Annotated in this window: 28 protein-coding genes; all 28 read left to right on the forward strand. The window is 40.1% G+C overall.

Annotation, left to right across the window (positions count from 1 at the left end; genetic code table 11):
- Positions 1–331 precede the first annotated feature (331 nt).
- Entirely contained in the window at positions 332–508 is a 177-nt protein-coding gene (locus ACY191_RS06830) for a helix-turn-helix domain-containing protein (protein WP_015976754.1), read from the forward strand.
- A 15-nt stretch (positions 509–523) separates the two neighbouring features.
- Entirely contained in the window at positions 524–1024 is a 501-nt protein-coding gene (locus ACY191_RS06835; protein WP_440046422.1) for a hypothetical protein, read from the forward strand.
- 157 nt (positions 1025–1181) lie between these two features.
- Positions 1182–1319, forward strand: coding sequence for a hypothetical protein (locus ACY191_RS06840; protein WP_463269973.1), 138 nt, complete (start codon positions 1182–1184; stop codon positions 1317–1319).
- 58 nt (positions 1320–1377) lie between these two features.
- Positions 1378–2115 (forward strand): hypothetical protein, encoded by a 738-nt coding sequence (locus ACY191_RS06845; RefSeq protein WP_463269974.1) that lies wholly within the window; start codon positions 1378–1380, stop codon positions 2113–2115.
- A complete protein-coding gene (locus ACY191_RS06850; protein ID WP_463269975.1) occupies positions 2102–4303 on the forward strand; it encodes a DNA polymerase in 2202 nt (733 codons plus the stop codon). Before ACY191_RS06845 ends, ACY191_RS06850 begins: the two co-directional genes overlap by 14 nt.
- Positions 4304–4318: 15 nt before the next feature.
- The gene (locus tag ACY191_RS06855) at positions 4319–4519 is read left to right on the forward strand and encodes a LexA family protein (protein WP_000957403.1); all 201 of its coding nucleotides are present in this window, start codon (positions 4319–4321) and stop codon (positions 4517–4519) included.
- 13 nt (positions 4520–4532) lie between these two features.
- A complete protein-coding gene (locus tag ACY191_RS06860; protein WP_463269976.1) occupies positions 4533–4688 on the forward strand; it encodes a hypothetical protein in 156 nt (51 codons plus the stop codon).
- Positions 4678–4869 (forward strand): hypothetical protein, encoded by a 192-nt coding sequence (locus tag ACY191_RS06865; protein ID WP_463269977.1) that lies wholly within the window; start codon positions 4678–4680, stop codon positions 4867–4869. Before ACY191_RS06860 ends, ACY191_RS06865 begins: the two co-directional genes overlap by 11 nt.
- Positions 4870–4989: 120 nt before the next feature.
- A complete protein-coding gene (locus ACY191_RS06870) occupies positions 4990–5358 on the forward strand; it encodes a hypothetical protein (protein WP_463269978.1) in 369 nt (122 codons plus the stop codon).
- A complete protein-coding gene (locus tag ACY191_RS06875; RefSeq protein WP_463269979.1) occupies positions 5346–5930 on the forward strand; it encodes a hypothetical protein in 585 nt (194 codons plus the stop codon). The genes ACY191_RS06870 and ACY191_RS06875 overlap by 13 nt, the downstream gene beginning before the upstream one ends.
- Before the next feature lie 345 nt (positions 5931–6275).
- Positions 6276–6914: a hypothetical protein gene (locus tag ACY191_RS06880; RefSeq protein WP_016090421.1), complete on the forward strand. Its 639-nt coding sequence runs from the start codon at positions 6276–6278 to the stop codon at positions 6912–6914.
- A gap of 14 nt (positions 6915–6928) precedes the next feature.
- Positions 6929–7069, forward strand: a complete 141-nt coding sequence (locus ACY191_RS06885; RefSeq protein ID WP_000398581.1) for a hypothetical protein — start codon at positions 6929–6931, stop codon at positions 7067–7069.
- Positions 7070–7083: 14 nt separating this feature from the next.
- Positions 7084–7224, forward strand: a complete 141-nt coding sequence (locus ACY191_RS06890; RefSeq protein ID WP_000517095.1) for a hypothetical protein — start codon at positions 7084–7086, stop codon at positions 7222–7224.
- A 1-nt stretch (position 7225) separates the two neighbouring features.
- The gene (locus ACY191_RS06895; RefSeq protein WP_000558562.1) at positions 7226–7495 is read left to right on the forward strand and encodes a hypothetical protein; all 270 of its coding nucleotides are present in this window, start codon (positions 7226–7228) and stop codon (positions 7493–7495) included.
- Complete coding sequence (locus tag ACY191_RS06900) at positions 7495–8484, forward strand: cytoplasmic protein (RefSeq protein ID WP_257142872.1); 990 nt, start codon at positions 7495–7497, stop codon at positions 8482–8484. Before ACY191_RS06895 ends, ACY191_RS06900 begins: the two co-directional genes overlap by 1 nt.
- A gap of 111 nt (positions 8485–8595) precedes the next feature.
- A complete protein-coding gene (locus ACY191_RS06905; RefSeq protein ID WP_463269980.1) occupies positions 8596–8796 on the forward strand; it encodes a hypothetical protein in 201 nt (66 codons plus the stop codon).
- Positions 8797–8837: 41 nt separating this feature from the next.
- A complete protein-coding gene (locus ACY191_RS06910; RefSeq protein WP_000523934.1) occupies positions 8838–9068 on the forward strand; it encodes a hypothetical protein in 231 nt (76 codons plus the stop codon).
- A 3-nt stretch (positions 9069–9071) separates the two neighbouring features.
- The gene (locus ACY191_RS06915) at positions 9072–9230 is read left to right on the forward strand and encodes a hypothetical protein (protein ID WP_001002156.1); all 159 of its coding nucleotides are present in this window, start codon (positions 9072–9074) and stop codon (positions 9228–9230) included.
- A 73-nt stretch (positions 9231–9303) separates the two neighbouring features.
- Positions 9304–9735, forward strand: coding sequence for a cytoplasmic protein (locus ACY191_RS06920; RefSeq protein ID WP_463269981.1), 432 nt, complete (start codon positions 9304–9306; stop codon positions 9733–9735).
- The gene (locus ACY191_RS06925) at positions 9732–9908 is read left to right on the forward strand and encodes a hypothetical protein (protein ID WP_000657808.1); all 177 of its coding nucleotides are present in this window, start codon (positions 9732–9734) and stop codon (positions 9906–9908) included. The genes ACY191_RS06920 and ACY191_RS06925 overlap by 4 nt, the downstream gene beginning before the upstream one ends.
- Positions 9905–10051, forward strand: a complete 147-nt coding sequence (locus ACY191_RS06930) for a hypothetical protein (protein WP_000169698.1) — start codon at positions 9905–9907, stop codon at positions 10049–10051. The genes ACY191_RS06925 and ACY191_RS06930 overlap by 4 nt, the downstream gene beginning before the upstream one ends.
- An 11-nt stretch (positions 10052–10062) precedes the next feature.
- Entirely contained in the window at positions 10063–10338 is a 276-nt protein-coding gene (locus ACY191_RS06935) for a hypothetical protein (RefSeq protein ID WP_000384936.1), read from the forward strand.
- A gap of 3 nt (positions 10339–10341) precedes the next feature.
- On the forward strand, positions 10342–10959 hold the full coding sequence (locus ACY191_RS06940) for a hypothetical protein (RefSeq protein WP_463269982.1): 618 nt from the start codon (positions 10342–10344) through the stop codon (positions 10957–10959).
- A gap of 4 nt (positions 10960–10963) precedes the next feature.
- Complete coding sequence (locus ACY191_RS06945; RefSeq protein ID WP_463269983.1) at positions 10964–11716, forward strand: glycoside hydrolase family 73 protein; 753 nt, start codon at positions 10964–10966, stop codon at positions 11714–11716.
- Positions 11664–12176, forward strand: a complete 513-nt coding sequence (locus ACY191_RS06950) for a hypothetical protein (protein WP_463269984.1) — start codon at positions 11664–11666, stop codon at positions 12174–12176. Before ACY191_RS06945 ends, ACY191_RS06950 begins: the two co-directional genes overlap by 53 nt.
- A gap of 12 nt (positions 12177–12188) precedes the next feature.
- Positions 12189–13082, forward strand: coding sequence for a hypothetical protein (locus ACY191_RS06955; protein ID WP_463269985.1), 894 nt, complete (start codon positions 12189–12191; stop codon positions 13080–13082).
- Between the two features lie 414 nt (positions 13083–13496).
- Positions 13497–13970, forward strand: coding sequence for a hypothetical protein (locus tag ACY191_RS06960; RefSeq protein ID WP_463269986.1), 474 nt, complete (start codon positions 13497–13499; stop codon positions 13968–13970).
- A gap of 13 nt (positions 13971–13983) precedes the next feature.
- Positions 13984–14775 (forward strand): N-acetylmuramoyl-L-alanine amidase, encoded by a 792-nt coding sequence (locus ACY191_RS06965; protein ID WP_463269987.1) that lies wholly within the window; start codon positions 13984–13986, stop codon positions 14773–14775.
- The last annotated feature ends 103 nt before the right edge of the window (positions 14776–14878 follow it).

Genomic DNA, 14878 nt, shown 5'->3' on the forward strand with positions numbered 1-14878 from the left:
TAAAATATTTACCTATTGACATGTAATAACATTTATGAAACACGATATACAAAATTTTCTAAAATTAACTATTGACAATTTGGAAAATTTATTGGAATTTCCAAAAGGAAAAGTGTGACAAGATATTCCAAGGGTGCTATAATAGGAAATGAGTTGAAAACGAACAAGCGTTTTATTAGTGTTCGGTTTTTGTAACATAACTGTAACATAAAAACATTTGCATTACTGGTAACTTTCGGGTAATATTGGTAGCAGAGAGGGACAAACGGGACAAATCGAGACACGATACATACTCTCTATACAAGTGAAAAGAAGGTGGTGCATATGTAATATGAGTAAACTACTGACTGCGCAAGAGGTTGCAGACTTATTGCGTGTTCATAAAAAGACTATCCATAGAATGATACATTCTGGAAAGTTGGACGCTTCAAAAGTAGCAAACAAATTCCTCATTAAAGAGGAAGATGCAAAAGGACTATTGGAAAATAAAAATAAAATGGACAATTAATAGGAGGAATATTCAATGGAAAACAATACTAAACAATTAAATACAGAGGTTAACGAAATCGCGGTAGTGGACGAGCAGGTAAATACAAATGACATCGTAACAGTGGACAAGGTGTCACCTTCAATCTTTGAAGCGGACGGAGCGAAGGACGTATTCTTCTCATCTATTCAAAGCAAAGACCGTAAATCAGCTATCAAAGTTTATAATGCTATCAACTCTAGTGAGAATGCTCTAGCAGATCATAGAGGTGAAGTATTAGAAATCACGGACATGGTTGCTCATGCTATTACTCTACAAGATGAAGTGACAAAAGAAGATGTGGACGCATTACGTGTTGTTTTAATTGATAAGAACGGTAAAGCATACCACGCGGTGTCACAAGGTGTCGTATCATCTATTCAAAAGATTATTAGCATTGTAGGCCCAGCACCTTGGAACGAACCATTAGAAATTGTTCCGGCAGAAGTGAAAACACGTAAAGGCTTTAAAACATTAACTCTTCAACTACAAGGCTAATTTTGTAACAAATGAATGAGGGTGCACATTGTGTATCCTCTTTTTTAAAACATAAAAGGATGGTGCGGTCGTGAACGCTATTAAAAACTTAGTTCAAGTATCTATTCGGACAAATGAACGAGAACTGGAATTTGTCTCTTTTAATGGAATGGTGCATTTGAAGCAAAAGTTAGAAGAAGATGAAACATCCGTCGTGTTAACAAAAGAAGAGTTAGACATGGTTGCAGCTATGTCTAATATTGATAATGTGATAGCAAACTTTATGAACTCTATTACAGAAAAGAAAGCCATGTAAGCCAAAGACCTGTGACCTAGTTGTTACGGGTCACATGGCTTTATAAGTAGGTGATACAATGGCAAATAAACGGTTAAAGAAGAAATTAGAAACGAAACGTAAAAAGTCGTTACTTGTTTCAGAAGGTTATAGTAAGAAAGAAACAAAGAAGCTGAAAGGTAGAGAGTTAGAAACTGTTTATAAAAAGAAAGCGCATAATAGGAAAAATAGAGAGCGTGCTAGGGAAATAGCAAACCTAGCAAAACAGTGGGGACTATCACCGAGTAAGTATAACTCTTGGAAAAAGTTACTTCCCGAAATAGAAAGAATTAAAAAAGAACAAGATAGGGAAGCGCCTTTTCTATTAATATACTATCAAGACTTTACAGGTGAGACAGATAGCAAATTTATTTATGACTTTAAAAAGAGAAACAATACAAGGTCACGTAGTCAAATTACAAAATCTATAATAGGGTGGTTACAGAACGCGCAAAATAAACTCTTTTTAGGAAGGGTTGCTATACGTGTTGTTCCAAAGCGTGACGTGTCTAAAACAAATACACTTTGGAAGAATCATGGGTATGTAAAGATTTATCAAGGGCAAGGAAAAGAACTAACAAAACTATTAACGGCCATAGAAACGATTATGGTGGGCGTGTACGATGTGAAAGAGCGTGACAAGTATTTAAGGGAACTATTGGACAAGCTACGTTCCTTACCGTATAGACAAGCCCATAGAAATGCGGAAGAGATACAAAAGATATATGATGTAAAATCACACGGAAAAGACTGGTGGGATAATGATGACTTCTACTAATAGAAAAAAGCGTAGAGAGATTAAACTCTTTACGCTAGATACTGAAACACGTGGTTTGGACGGCGACGTGTTTCGAATTGGACTATTCGATGGAAAACAATACTATACTGGCTATACGTTTGCAGACGTATTACCAGTGTTTGAAAAGTACAAAGCATATGACTGTCATGTATATATACATAACCTAGACTTCGACCTTTCCAAGATCATAGCAGAGTTACGTGACTATGCCGAACCGACATTTGATAACTCGCTATTTATCAATGGTAATATAGTAACGTTTACCGCTTCTCATATTATACTACATGATAGCTTCCGATTGCTACCGTCTTCACTTGAAAACTTATGTAGAGATTTCGAGCTTTTAGAGGATGGAAAGAAAGATATTGTCGATTATATGGAAGAGAATCATTTTGGTATTTATAATGTAAAAAATCACAAAATGAATCATCGACTTACAAAAGGAAACTTCTTCAAAACAGTAGATAAAGATGATCCTGTATTATGTGAGTATATGGAGTATGACTGTCGAAGTCTATACAAGATTTTAGAAATTGTTATCGGACTTTCAAAACTGGACGTTGAGCATTTTGTTAATTGTCCGACTACAGCATCTTTAGCGAAAACAGTCTATAAGGAACAGTATAAGAAGGATTATAAAGTTGCTATTTCCACGAAACAATACAATCATAAACAGTTAGGAAAAGGACTAGAATCCTTTGTTAGACAGGGTTACTATGGTGGTAGAACGGAAGTTTTCACACCTAGAATAACAGATGGATACCACTATGATGTAAATAGTTTATACCCTTATGTTATGAAAAATGCGGAAATGCCGGTGGGCTATCCGAATGTACTTGATAGTGAAGAAGCACAACTCTCTTACGATCTATGGAAAAGAAGAAGATTTGGAGCAGGTTTTATACACGCGAAGGTATACGTACCAGAAGATAAATATATTCCTGTCCTACCGAAGAAAGATTATACGGGTAAGTTAATTTTTCCAGTTGGTAGAATAGAAGGCGTATGGACATTTCCGGAATTAGCACTAGCAGAAGCGGAAGGATGTACAATAGAAAAAATTGAAAGTGGCGTTGTGTTTGAAAAGACAAGTCCGATATTCCGCGAATTTATTTCTCATTTTGAGCAAATAAAGAATACGAGTAAAGGCGCAAAGCGTACATTTGCAAAATTAATGCAGAATGCTTTGTATGGAAAGTTTGCTATGCAAAGGGAACGTATCATGTATGCTGATGTGTCACAACGTGAAAAGCTTGAGGCAGAAGGACATACAGTAAGTAAAATCATTTATGATATGAATGGTATTTATATGGAGTTTTTAGAGTATGACGGATATGCAATGGCAGAGTACATACAACCTCATATTTCGGCTTATATTACTTCTATTGCTAGAATTATATTGTTTAAAGGTTTGAAGTATGCACATGCAAAAGGGATTCTTGCGTATTGTGATACGGACAGTTGCGCAACAACTACAAAGTTTCCGGACAAGATGGTACACGACAAAGAATATGGGAAATGGAAGCTAGAGGGATATGTCATTGAGGGACTATATTTTCAACCTAAAATGTATGCTGAAAAAACAATTGAGGGTGGAAAGTATAAGGAAGTATTACGAATGAAAGGCGTTCCGAAATGGGTAGTAGAGGAACAACTAGATTATAATACATTTAAAAAATGGTACTTACAAGTAAAAAGAGGAAAAGCGGAAATTCCTATTTATAAAGGCGGGGAACGTGTTCAAAAATTCTTGACGAAATCTAAAAATAATATAGAAATGAATGAACTAGCGGAAATGCATAAAACAATTAATTTTGCTAGGGAACAAAAAAGAAACATTGATCTAAATAAAAATATTACCTCACCTCTAGTTCGTAATGACTATGGGGAAAATAAGGACGAAAAGTCAGAGTATGAGTTTGACGAATGGTATGAAAGATTGGAAGAGTTTAACGATGATATGAATGCAGTAGAGGAACTTTGTATGAAGTTTGGAAAGATACAAATACCAGAGAAAAAGCAAAGGAAGTTATATGGACTTTATAAAGAGTATTCCTCAAAAGCGAAAGCCATGTGTTTTTCAAATGAGGGAATGCCAATCCAAGATTGGTGTAAAAAGACAGGATGGGACATGAAAGAACTATTAGGCGAATTAAGTTTCTTATAATAGGGAGTGACGAAAATGTTGACGCCAAGGGAACAGGATACGTTAGAATGTATAAGCGGGTATATGGAAGAGTTTGGGTTCGCGCCGAGTGTGCGCGATATGGCGAGTCGTATGTACGTAAGTCATAAGACCGCACATCGTTATTTAATGCAATTGGAAAGTAAAGGACGAATTAGGAGAGTACATCAAAGACCTAGAGCCATCCAGTTGTTATAAGGAGGGAAAAGGTATGCGTGACAAATTGCTCGACTTTATCATTGAACTATCACAATCTAGCAAACAAGTCGTAAGCAAGGACTATGTCATCAATAGGTTAATGCAAGTAACAAAAGAAGACTACAAGGAACTAGAAAAGAATGCGGAGGGGAAGAAGGGTGAAGGATGATTTAATATCGTGGTTACGTGAACTAAAGGTCACGAAAAGAGATCACTATAAAACAGAAGAAATAATTAGTAGATTAGAAAGTATCGTTTGGGAAGAAATAAAGATACATGATACACCTAGCGGAAATAGAGAATATAACTATGATGTTCAAAGTTTATATCCAAAAACAAGTAAGGACTAGCAAAGTTGCTAGTCTTTTTTATTTGTCCAAAATGACACACGTGTGACGTTATGCGGAACACTCGTTCGTATTATAGTATACATATACAGAACAAACATTCTATTTTAAGGAGTGAGATACATGAACGATATGCTAAAAGCAATTGAAGAAAACCCCTTTCTATTACGATTCGGGGACGGACAGTTCTTCGCCAAAAAGAAGGAAGAGGAAGATTTGGACGACATCGAAGACGATGACGACGAGGAAGAAGAGGAAGATGAAAAGCCGAAACCAAAACGTAAACCAAAATCAAAAAGCGAGGAGGAAGCACCAGCATGGGCACAAAAGCTGATAGACCTAGTAACACCGAAAGTGGAGGAACAACAGGGAACGCAAAAAGTACCAGTACCACCGAAACCAAAAGTCGAGGAAGACGAGGAGCCGGAAGTGGAGGAAGTGGAGGAAACGGACAAGCCGAAGAAAAAGGGCTTCCTAAATTGGCTGTTTTAGACGTTCCCGGTAAAGAAGCGGAAATGTCTGAAGAGGAAAAGAAGTTAGAAGAGAAGCGCAAAAAGGACAGGGAACGAAAAGCCCGTTCGCGCGCGAATACAAAATCTTCTTCCCGATCTAGCGGGAAATCAAAAGCACCGTCAATGGAAATTTTGCAATTGAAACCAATACTCATGACAGTGTCACAAATGGTGGCTACCCGTGAAGGGTTTGAAATATGGGCTTTAAGTGAAACAGAAATTAATACGCTATGTGAACCGATAGAGAACATGTTAGCAAAAACCGCAGCACTCGAAAAAGTCGGGGAAAATAGTGACGCGATTGCGCTTGCTATCGCATGCTTTACAATCTTTGTACCAAAATTCTTAATGTGGCAAGCCACAAGAAAACAGAAGAAAGCGCAGGTGGTAACAAATTATGCTAAATCAATTCAGCCTACCGGAAACGCCGGGGGAAACAAAACAGGAACGACTGGAGCAAGTAGCGGACCAAGTGCTAGAGAATCTACCGCTTCCAGTCAAACTTTTAGCGGGGAACTCAATCAACTCATTCCGGCAAGCGCTCCATTTTGAGGACTTTGACGAACAAATCGACAATGGACTTGAAAAGCTGAAAGAAGTGATTGACTATGTCCAATACGGTACTTATCCGGGCGAGTAGGTGTATCTATTCCATACCGCTTGATGATTGGCGTACAAATTGGTGTCCGTGCTTACCAAAACTGGACGAGTGGTTTGTAACGATTGGTGAGAAATATGTGGTCTTTGAATACGGTGATATTTGCCACCGTATGGACGAGCATTATTTCAACACGTTACTACCACGTATCCCCTATTCGTCACGATTTAATGCGTTACGAAATGGAAAAGGTGTTTTACGCACGGAAAGGAGTTACAGCAAGAAGGGAATGAAGAAACATGCAAGCAATCCCGACTGACCAACATGTTTTTATAGCTGGTAAAACAGGTAGCGGAAAATCGTTTCTTGCTGAGGTTTACCTAGCCGGGTACGATCATGTGATTATGTTAGATACAAAAGGACAGTCACTTGAGAGACGGAAGAAAGGCGAGAACCTATGGTATGGGTTAAAGGAAGGGAAAGACTTTGTACTGGTCGAGACACTAGAAGAAGTAGCCGAAGCCCGCACGAAAAAGGTAATTTATTGCCCGATTCCGGAAGAGCAAGATGAAGAGTATTATGACGCGCTTATGAAATGGGTGTATGAGCGACATAACACAATTTTATGGATAGACGAGTTAATGCAAGTTTGTCCAAGTCCAAGTAAGTATCCGTATCATATGAAACACCTTTATCAGCGAGGACGCTTTGTGGATTCCGTCGTATGGGCATGTACACAAAGACCTGCAACCATTCCATCGGATATTATGTCCAACTCTACACACTTCTTTATTTTTGACTTGAATAAAGTGGCGGATAGAAAACGTGTTGCCGATGATTTGGGGTCTGATATGTTTATGGACAAACCGGGTTATCGTAATTTCTGGTATATGCGGGATAGTGACGACGAACCCGTTCGCGCCACTTTGAAACTTTGAAAGGGGGTGACAATGTGGAGGGTAAATTTGCAGGGGTCGGACTCAAAAATATTATTGTGTTATGGCTCATGTTTGTACTGTTAACAGTCATGGCGAAAGCGATTTTAACAAAACATCCGGTGAAAGGACTAAGTGAAGTTGTCCAAGCCGTATAAAGGAGGAAATGAAAATGGGTAAACTATTTAGCCCGTCATGGTGGGTATCTATGTTTGTATCAACATTCGTCACAATGATCTTTATTTACATTATTAAAAAAGGTTCTGAGAAGTACAATATTCCGGTTGTAAGACCGATTGCGGAGGCGGTATAACATGCACGTTGTAAAAGTATTGAATGGAAATATGCAATTGATTAACACGCATTTTAGCGGAGTGAAACCGACGTTTGCGCAACTTGTTGAATTTAAAAATCGTTATGAAGATGCTGAATTTGTCACATCGGACGAGGTGTTTGCTGATTTCGAATTACGCGAAGGTGAGCGTAAAGAACGATTAGCTTATGAACAAAAACAAGCGGAATTAGAACGTATTAAACGTGAACAAGACGCGACACGCGGACAAGCTGAAGGAGGAACAAACTAATGGCACAACAGAAAGAGCAATATTCACCGCAACAAAGAGCGATGATTTGGGCAACGTCGACACGTCAATATCAACAAACATTACCAACGCAAGTTGTCACACAAGAGGGTATGACACTTGACTTCACATTACCGAAAGCACGTTTATTAACAAAAATATGGTTACATGTCAAAGCTGTAGCCACGTTGAAAAGTACGTCGGGTACAATCCAACGTGACCCTATGAGTCCTTATGGTATCCTACGCCGAGTAGAACTCAATTTAAATAATGGTTTCTCGCCATACATCTGTTCCGGAAAAGAATTATTCATGATGAACACATTAAGACAACATCCTGATGTATTACTTCCCGGTTCTACGAAACAATCATTAAACTATGTAGAAAATGTAGCGACAACTGCGGGAAAGGATAATGAAATTCAATTTACCCTTCCTATCCCTGTTAGTTTAAATGACCGTGACCCTGTTGGTATGGTTATGTTACAGAATAACACATCAAACGTGAATTTGACAGTTAACGTCGAAACGTTAGCAAATGCGTATAAATTAAATCCATCAAATAATGACCAAGTTGTATTTAAATCTATGTCAATCACACCTGTAATTGAAACGTTTTCGATTCCAAGTATTCCTGGTGGACAGCCTGATATGAGTGTCTTAAAACTTGTTCAATCGAAATCGGACATTTTCTCGGGTGGTGGACAAAACATTTTAAAACTAAATGTAGGGACGATTTATCGTAAACTACTATTCTATATTGAGGATTCAAACGGGAAACCGCTAGAGCCAAAAGACTTCACGGGTAATATGGAGCTTGTCTTTAACCAAGCGGACACGCCGTATAATATCAAACCGGAAGTATTGGTTCATAAAAACCATTCTGACTTAGGATATCCACTTCCACCGGGTGTGTATTGCTTTGACTTCAGTAACCAAGGTGTACCAAATTTAGGTGGCTCACGGGATAAACAATATTGTCCCCTTGCATAGGGATGTGTAAGGAAAACCCTGAATATGCTGGAAACTCCTAAAGCGTTGCGTACCAAAGTGTGACAATCGTAACGATGAAACAATGGACAATCAGCAGGGATAGGTCACGACGTGTGGCAAGCCCTCAACGACTACCAAGGGGCATCTAGAACAGATGGTGGTATAGTCTACTCCCTTTTAAATACGTCGAAAGACGGGGTATATAGGTATATTGACAGTGAGCGTTTAACTGAATTCTGGTTCCGTTTTTCTACAAATGTAGGCGGAAAGGTCACAGTGGTTTCGGAAACATTATCAAGACTACAAATGTAAGGGGCTTTATGCTCCTTACCTATTTATAAGGAGGGAACAGAATGGGACTGAATCATTTCTATCACGATCTATACCCGGATACGGGTTTCAATACGACAAGTGGAATCACCGTAGCGGAAATGGGTGACCAAGTTGTATTAGTGGATGAAAAGGACATCAAGACAGATGTGAAACCGAAGTCCGACCCGGTGACAGGTGCAAGCATTTGGAAGTCCATTGGTTTATTCATTATTATCATAATCGCATTCGGTTATGTGGCGGGGAGGTTGTAAGTCATGAATGAGATTGCTCAATTCATTAGTCAAGTGGGATTCCCGATTTTCACGGCTATTTTTATGATGACAAAACAATCAAAGGATACACAAGCCATGACGGGTGCGTTAACTGATTTAAAGATAGCAATTGAAAAGAATGGTGGCGGTAAGCATGAGTAAATCATTAATCCTAGTTGTTGCCATTCTTGCTTTATGGTTCTTTGTAATTCGAAAGAAAAAGGCGTGATGACATGTGAACAACGACGCGAAAGGTTTAACGTTTCTCACTCTATCCCTTTTGTTTTTATGGCTCGTATTTGACGATTTTGTCGGAAAGAAACGTCTGTCAAAGTTGGCGCAAATGATGACACCGGACTTATCCATGCCAAGCCCGGGGGAAGTCGCTGAGAAAGTCGTGGACGGTGCAAAAGAGTCTGTAAAAGAAACAACAAAGAATACAAGGGAAGCGCAAAAAGAAGCGGATAAAAAAGCGGGTGAAATGATGTTCGAGAAACCCGCAAAAAATGAAAAAGACCCCAAAAAGAAAGAAGTGTTAGAACGACTTTCTGAGCAAAGCAAGAAACGCGCCCAAACGAACGCGTACAAAGATAAGGGGTGGCTCGGATACAGTTGGGAGGACTTATTCGAGGATACGTGGGGCACGGTGAAAGGGTGGTTTAAATGAAAGAATTTACGGAGTCAATGCCATTCGTCATCTTTTTCATGTCCGTGACCGTCCTATTACAATCCTTTACGAATGAGCGTGTGACAAATGGATTTTTGCTACTCGTGTTAATGAGTATGGTTGTTACAAATTCGGACAAGTTTATAAAACTATTAAATGAGGTGAGAGTATGACAAAAGTATTCGATATGATCGCGGGAATTGGAATGCTCATTGGTATTTATTTGTTCCTTTCAAATGGTCGAGAAACAGTGTCAATCATTGAAGCAATGGGTAAAAACTCAATTGCGGGCATTAAAACATTACAAGGACGATAGGAGGGGTTTATATGGATTACAAGCGCGACAACTTAAACCGTCACGCGTTCCAAACATTGGACAAACCTGTATATGCACCTTCCATCAATTTAAATGTAGAGTTGGACGAGTACCTCGGCTCTTATGCCTTATTAGTAAAGCATACGGCAAAGCAACCAAAAATGGTTGTGGCTGACCCGATACGGGAACCGTGGGAAAAAACACGCCCAAACTTGCAAAACGAACAAATTCGAAGAGAGGATTTCCCACAAGGCTATTATTTCGGGAATCCAATTATGGGGGTGTAGGGAATGCCAGAATTTGAAAAACTCGACCCTCCTGCAAGTGGCGGGGGTGGTGGAAAACATAAACCGAAGTTTGACAAAAAACAAAAGATGCTATTACTAGGGGGCGGAATTGCCGTCGTCCTAGTGGCTCTTTTTGTGGGAAAGGCAAATCATAGCGGTTCTTCTCAGGAAGCTGTAGAGGAAGAATTGAAGGACTACTACACAAACTATCCAACGCTCGGTAGTCAAAACTCGGTTGTACAAGATGGAATGAATACACTTGTTGGACGACAAGAGGAAATTATGAACGCGCTGTTAGAAGCAACAGGAAAAAAAGCGCCATCGGAATATACACAATTACGTAGCGGTGACTATACAGACCTAAATGACGCGGTGAAAATGCAAAACTACTTAATCGCTAACGGGATTACATCAAGTGTGGTAGACCATTTCCGTGACCCGAACGGATACGCGGGTGATCGTGAGTATTACTACGTGAAAGGTTTCTCTGCTGATAAAGAGTTAATCAGTCAATTATCCATGAAAGCAAGACAAGAGAAAATGACCGGTAATGTTCACACCGGGCAAGTACAAGCAAAAGACGCGCCAAATGCCGGAACAAACATAATAAAAACGTGGTGATAATATGGCTTTAGATGTGAGACCATTCATAAACGACGCGCAACGAATCCAAAAAGAAACAGGAATCCCGGCTTCTATTATTCTCGGTCAAATGGTCTTTGAATCTAGTGGTAAGAATCCCGGGGGAATGTCCGGTCTTGCCTATAATGCAAAGAATCTATTCGGTATTAAAGGAGTCGGACCCGCCGGGACATACACCGTATGGTCACAAGAATATGACGCGGGCGGTGGTCGTGTTTCTGGATTCCGAAAATACAACAGTTATTATGAGTCAATGGCTGACCATGCACGACTCTTGCAAACACCGCGCTATGCTTCCAAGTTGCAAGGTGCGAAAACATTTGAGGACTTTGCAAAAGGGATTAAAGCGGGCGGTTATGCAACCGACCCAAATTATGCGGGACAACTGATTTCTATTATTAAACAAAATGGATTAGACAAGTATGACGACGGGACGCCATACACCGGAGAAGGAAGCGTTCCTGCCGGTGGAGGGAGTGATAAACGTGGAATATTCACAAGCGTCGCTAATGGCGTCATTCGTGCCTTGCTTATTCTATTGGCTTTTGTGGCTTGTGTTCTCTTTTTTGCCAAGGCATTCCCACAAGTGGAAGCAACGGCAAAGAGCGGAGCAAAGAAAGTTACAAAGTCATCCCCACGATCCAAGGGATATAAAAAAGTAAAACCGAAAGGCGGTGCTACGAATGGCGGACATAAAGGGACTCAAACTAAACGACAAGTTGAAACAAGTCTATGACAAGGCGTTATCCCTTGGTCTCAGGTTCACGAGTGGTTATCGCCCCGGTTCTACCGGACCAAGCGGAAGACCGGATAGCCATTCCCAAGGCATGGCTATGGACTTCGCGGGTTCGAAAGATAAAATGGACGAATTTGCAAAATGGGCGAAAACGTCACCGCTATTTACGGAAGTGTTATGGCAAACTGCTGGACATTATGACCATGTTCATGTGGGGTGGCAAGAGGGAAAACACCAAGCCGGGAAAATGTATGTAGGCGATAAAACATTGATTGATAGACCTAAAGGTGACGGTGGCGGTGACCTAAGCACGGGAACGGCTTCCCCAAATTCCGACAAAGGTTTTATCACGAGTGCTTTTATGGGAATCATACGCGCTGTTATGATATTGGTCTTTTTAATCATAGCTGTGTATTTCTTCTTCCAAGCATTCCCGGACATGAAAGTAAAAGTATTTTAAGGAGTTGAGAACATGGCAAAGGATAATACATGGCGTGAGGTCACGCTCACATTACCGCCTAGAATGGCGTATACACACGTATTTGAAGATACAAGACCAAATCATTATGACATTAACAATCTATCTGTAGCGACGCTATACGCGGGTGTTCGTGTCCTACCGAGTCCGCATGAATATGAATGTATGGTTCCAAGTAATGGACGAAACATCCTAGCAAGAAAAGAAGGGTCTTCCCAAATCGAAATTTATAATGATAGCGACGTGACGGCACGTATCATTCTAACATCATTCAATGAGCCATTTAACCCCGCTGTACTTGCCAATAGTGCAAGTGCACCAAGTGGTGGCGGTGGTACAGGAGGGACAGACGGGAACGTCATTGTAAAAGGATTTTCAAGTGCGCTACCTGCCGGGAACAACAATCTAGGGAAAGTAATTGTGACAGAAATGCCTGCTGTTAGTTTTATGCTACAAACATTGCCGCCGGGTACAAATCATATCGGAGCGGTTACTGTAGCAAAACTACCGCCACTTGCTGAAGGTACAAGTCATATCGGAAGTGTGAACGTAGAAGGCGGGGTTTCCATTTCTGCTATGCCACCTGTACAGGTTACGAATGACCCGGTGCGAGCAAGTCACTTCTATTTCGAAGCATTGATTGGGACAGGGAACTATGTATGTAATGTAGGTGACGTCATTAAATTCTCGTACTTAGTGAATGAAGGCGACACTGATCTATTCCTAAACTTTGATGATAATGCATTAAATCCAAATTTGTTATCAGGTAAAAACGTGACAATCCGTTTGAAACCCGGTGAACAATTATCAGAGTTTACAAGGAAAGCAAATAAAATAACATTTGTGCGCCAATCCGGAAATGGAATGGTTCGACTGTTAGGGGTGTAACTTATGGGACTTGTTAAACCGTTTCCGGTCATAGAAACAAAAACAAAGAGGTTACCGCAAACGAATGAACGCCCTCTTTATTATAAGGTTGCTAGAATTCAATCAAGAAACCCGGTTGATAGTGCGGAAGGGTCTGTTCTGCAAGGACAACTTTTTCCGCAAAGTAACTTTGGTTTCACGGGTACAGCACAACCGTTATACACCTTTTCATTCGGTGTTCGAAATGGTGGGTCTGCTTCACTTCTCAAACCGTCCTTACTGAAAGTTGGGGATTCCCGTGAAGATAGTTACCGATTTGAAGTATATAAAGACCCGGAAGGATTTCACTTTCTCTATCTTGTTCTATCTTCTTATTCAAGGGGTGGTGTAATCGTCTATCACTCAATCGAATGCAAGGAATATTTCGAGGTAGACATGGAATTTACCGAACGTGGGTATACCCTTGTTTGGTCGAGTGAAACGGGTGATACACAAGGCGTCTATGAAGGTGGGCGACGTCTATTAACAGAGAAAAAGGCGGAAACACTTTATACATCTAATGACGACTCTAAAAGTATTGTTGTTAGTTTAGATACAGGATTATCTGAACCTTTCTACCATACCGAAGCTGGTTTACGTGTTACAAAACAAAATAGCGTTGTTGTATTAAATGGTATGGTATTCCAAGGGTATAATGGTAAAAATATGAATATTGGAAAAGTACCCTTAGGGTATGAACCGAAACAAAAAACGATGGTTGCCGGAGCATACACTAAAAAAGATGGTAGCTTTGCACCGATTTCATTACTTGTAAAAACAGATGGGTATATCAGTATGTTGGCAGATAGAGTTGATACGGGCGACCCGTTAATCATGTATATAAACGGTTCATGGATTTTAAAACCATAAGGAGGAATGTAAAATGAGTAAATTAGTAACTTTTCACGCGGGACATAATGCGTTTGTGACAGGAGCGCACGCGAACGGATATAAAGAGGAAGTCGAAACAAGACGAGTCGTAGCAAGAATCGCTGAAATATGCGCTGAGAATGGTATTAACTACGCAATCACAACTGATGATGTAGGACTCACACAACGCCAAAACTTAAATAATATCATTGCGAATTGTAACAGTCACACAAGAGATCGTAGAGACACAGCAATCCATTTTAACCAAGGTGAAAGTGAAGTTGGTGGGGTAGAGGTTTGGTATTATGACCAACGAGAGTTGGCTGCTAAAGTAAGTAGCGCGGTTGCTAGTGCTTTGGGTATTCGTGACCGTGGACCGAAACAAGGGAAAGACCTAGCTGTCTTAAATGGTACGAACGCACCTGCTATTTTAATAGAGGTTTGCTTCTTAGGTCATGCGGGTAACATGCAAGCCTACGAAAACAACTTTGATAAGATGTGTAGAGCAATCGTAACAAGTGTAACAGGACAAGCTGTTACAGGTCGAAATGAGGCGCCTAGAGAGGATGTACACGTAACAGGTAGTCAAGGTATTGTTACTGTCAAAGTAGATACAGCGCTTATCCGTACAGAGCCTACAACGCAATCTAGTATTAATACGGCGGGTGGTAGTAATGGACGTGTCTACCGTGGTAGCGAATGGCAATCATGGGGTAGTACGATAGGAGAAGGTGGCTATACATGGTATAACCTCGGTAATCGTATGTGGATACGTGGAGATTTAGTGAATTGGAGAAACGCATAAATGATAGAGAGTTGCGGAATTTGTTCCGTGACTCTTTTTATTTTGAGAATGAATATATCGTAAATCATAGATGTTTATTTATGTCAATGGGATTAATTGGTAA

It is taken from the genome of Staphylococcus sp. TCBT05 (assembly GCF_055179755.1).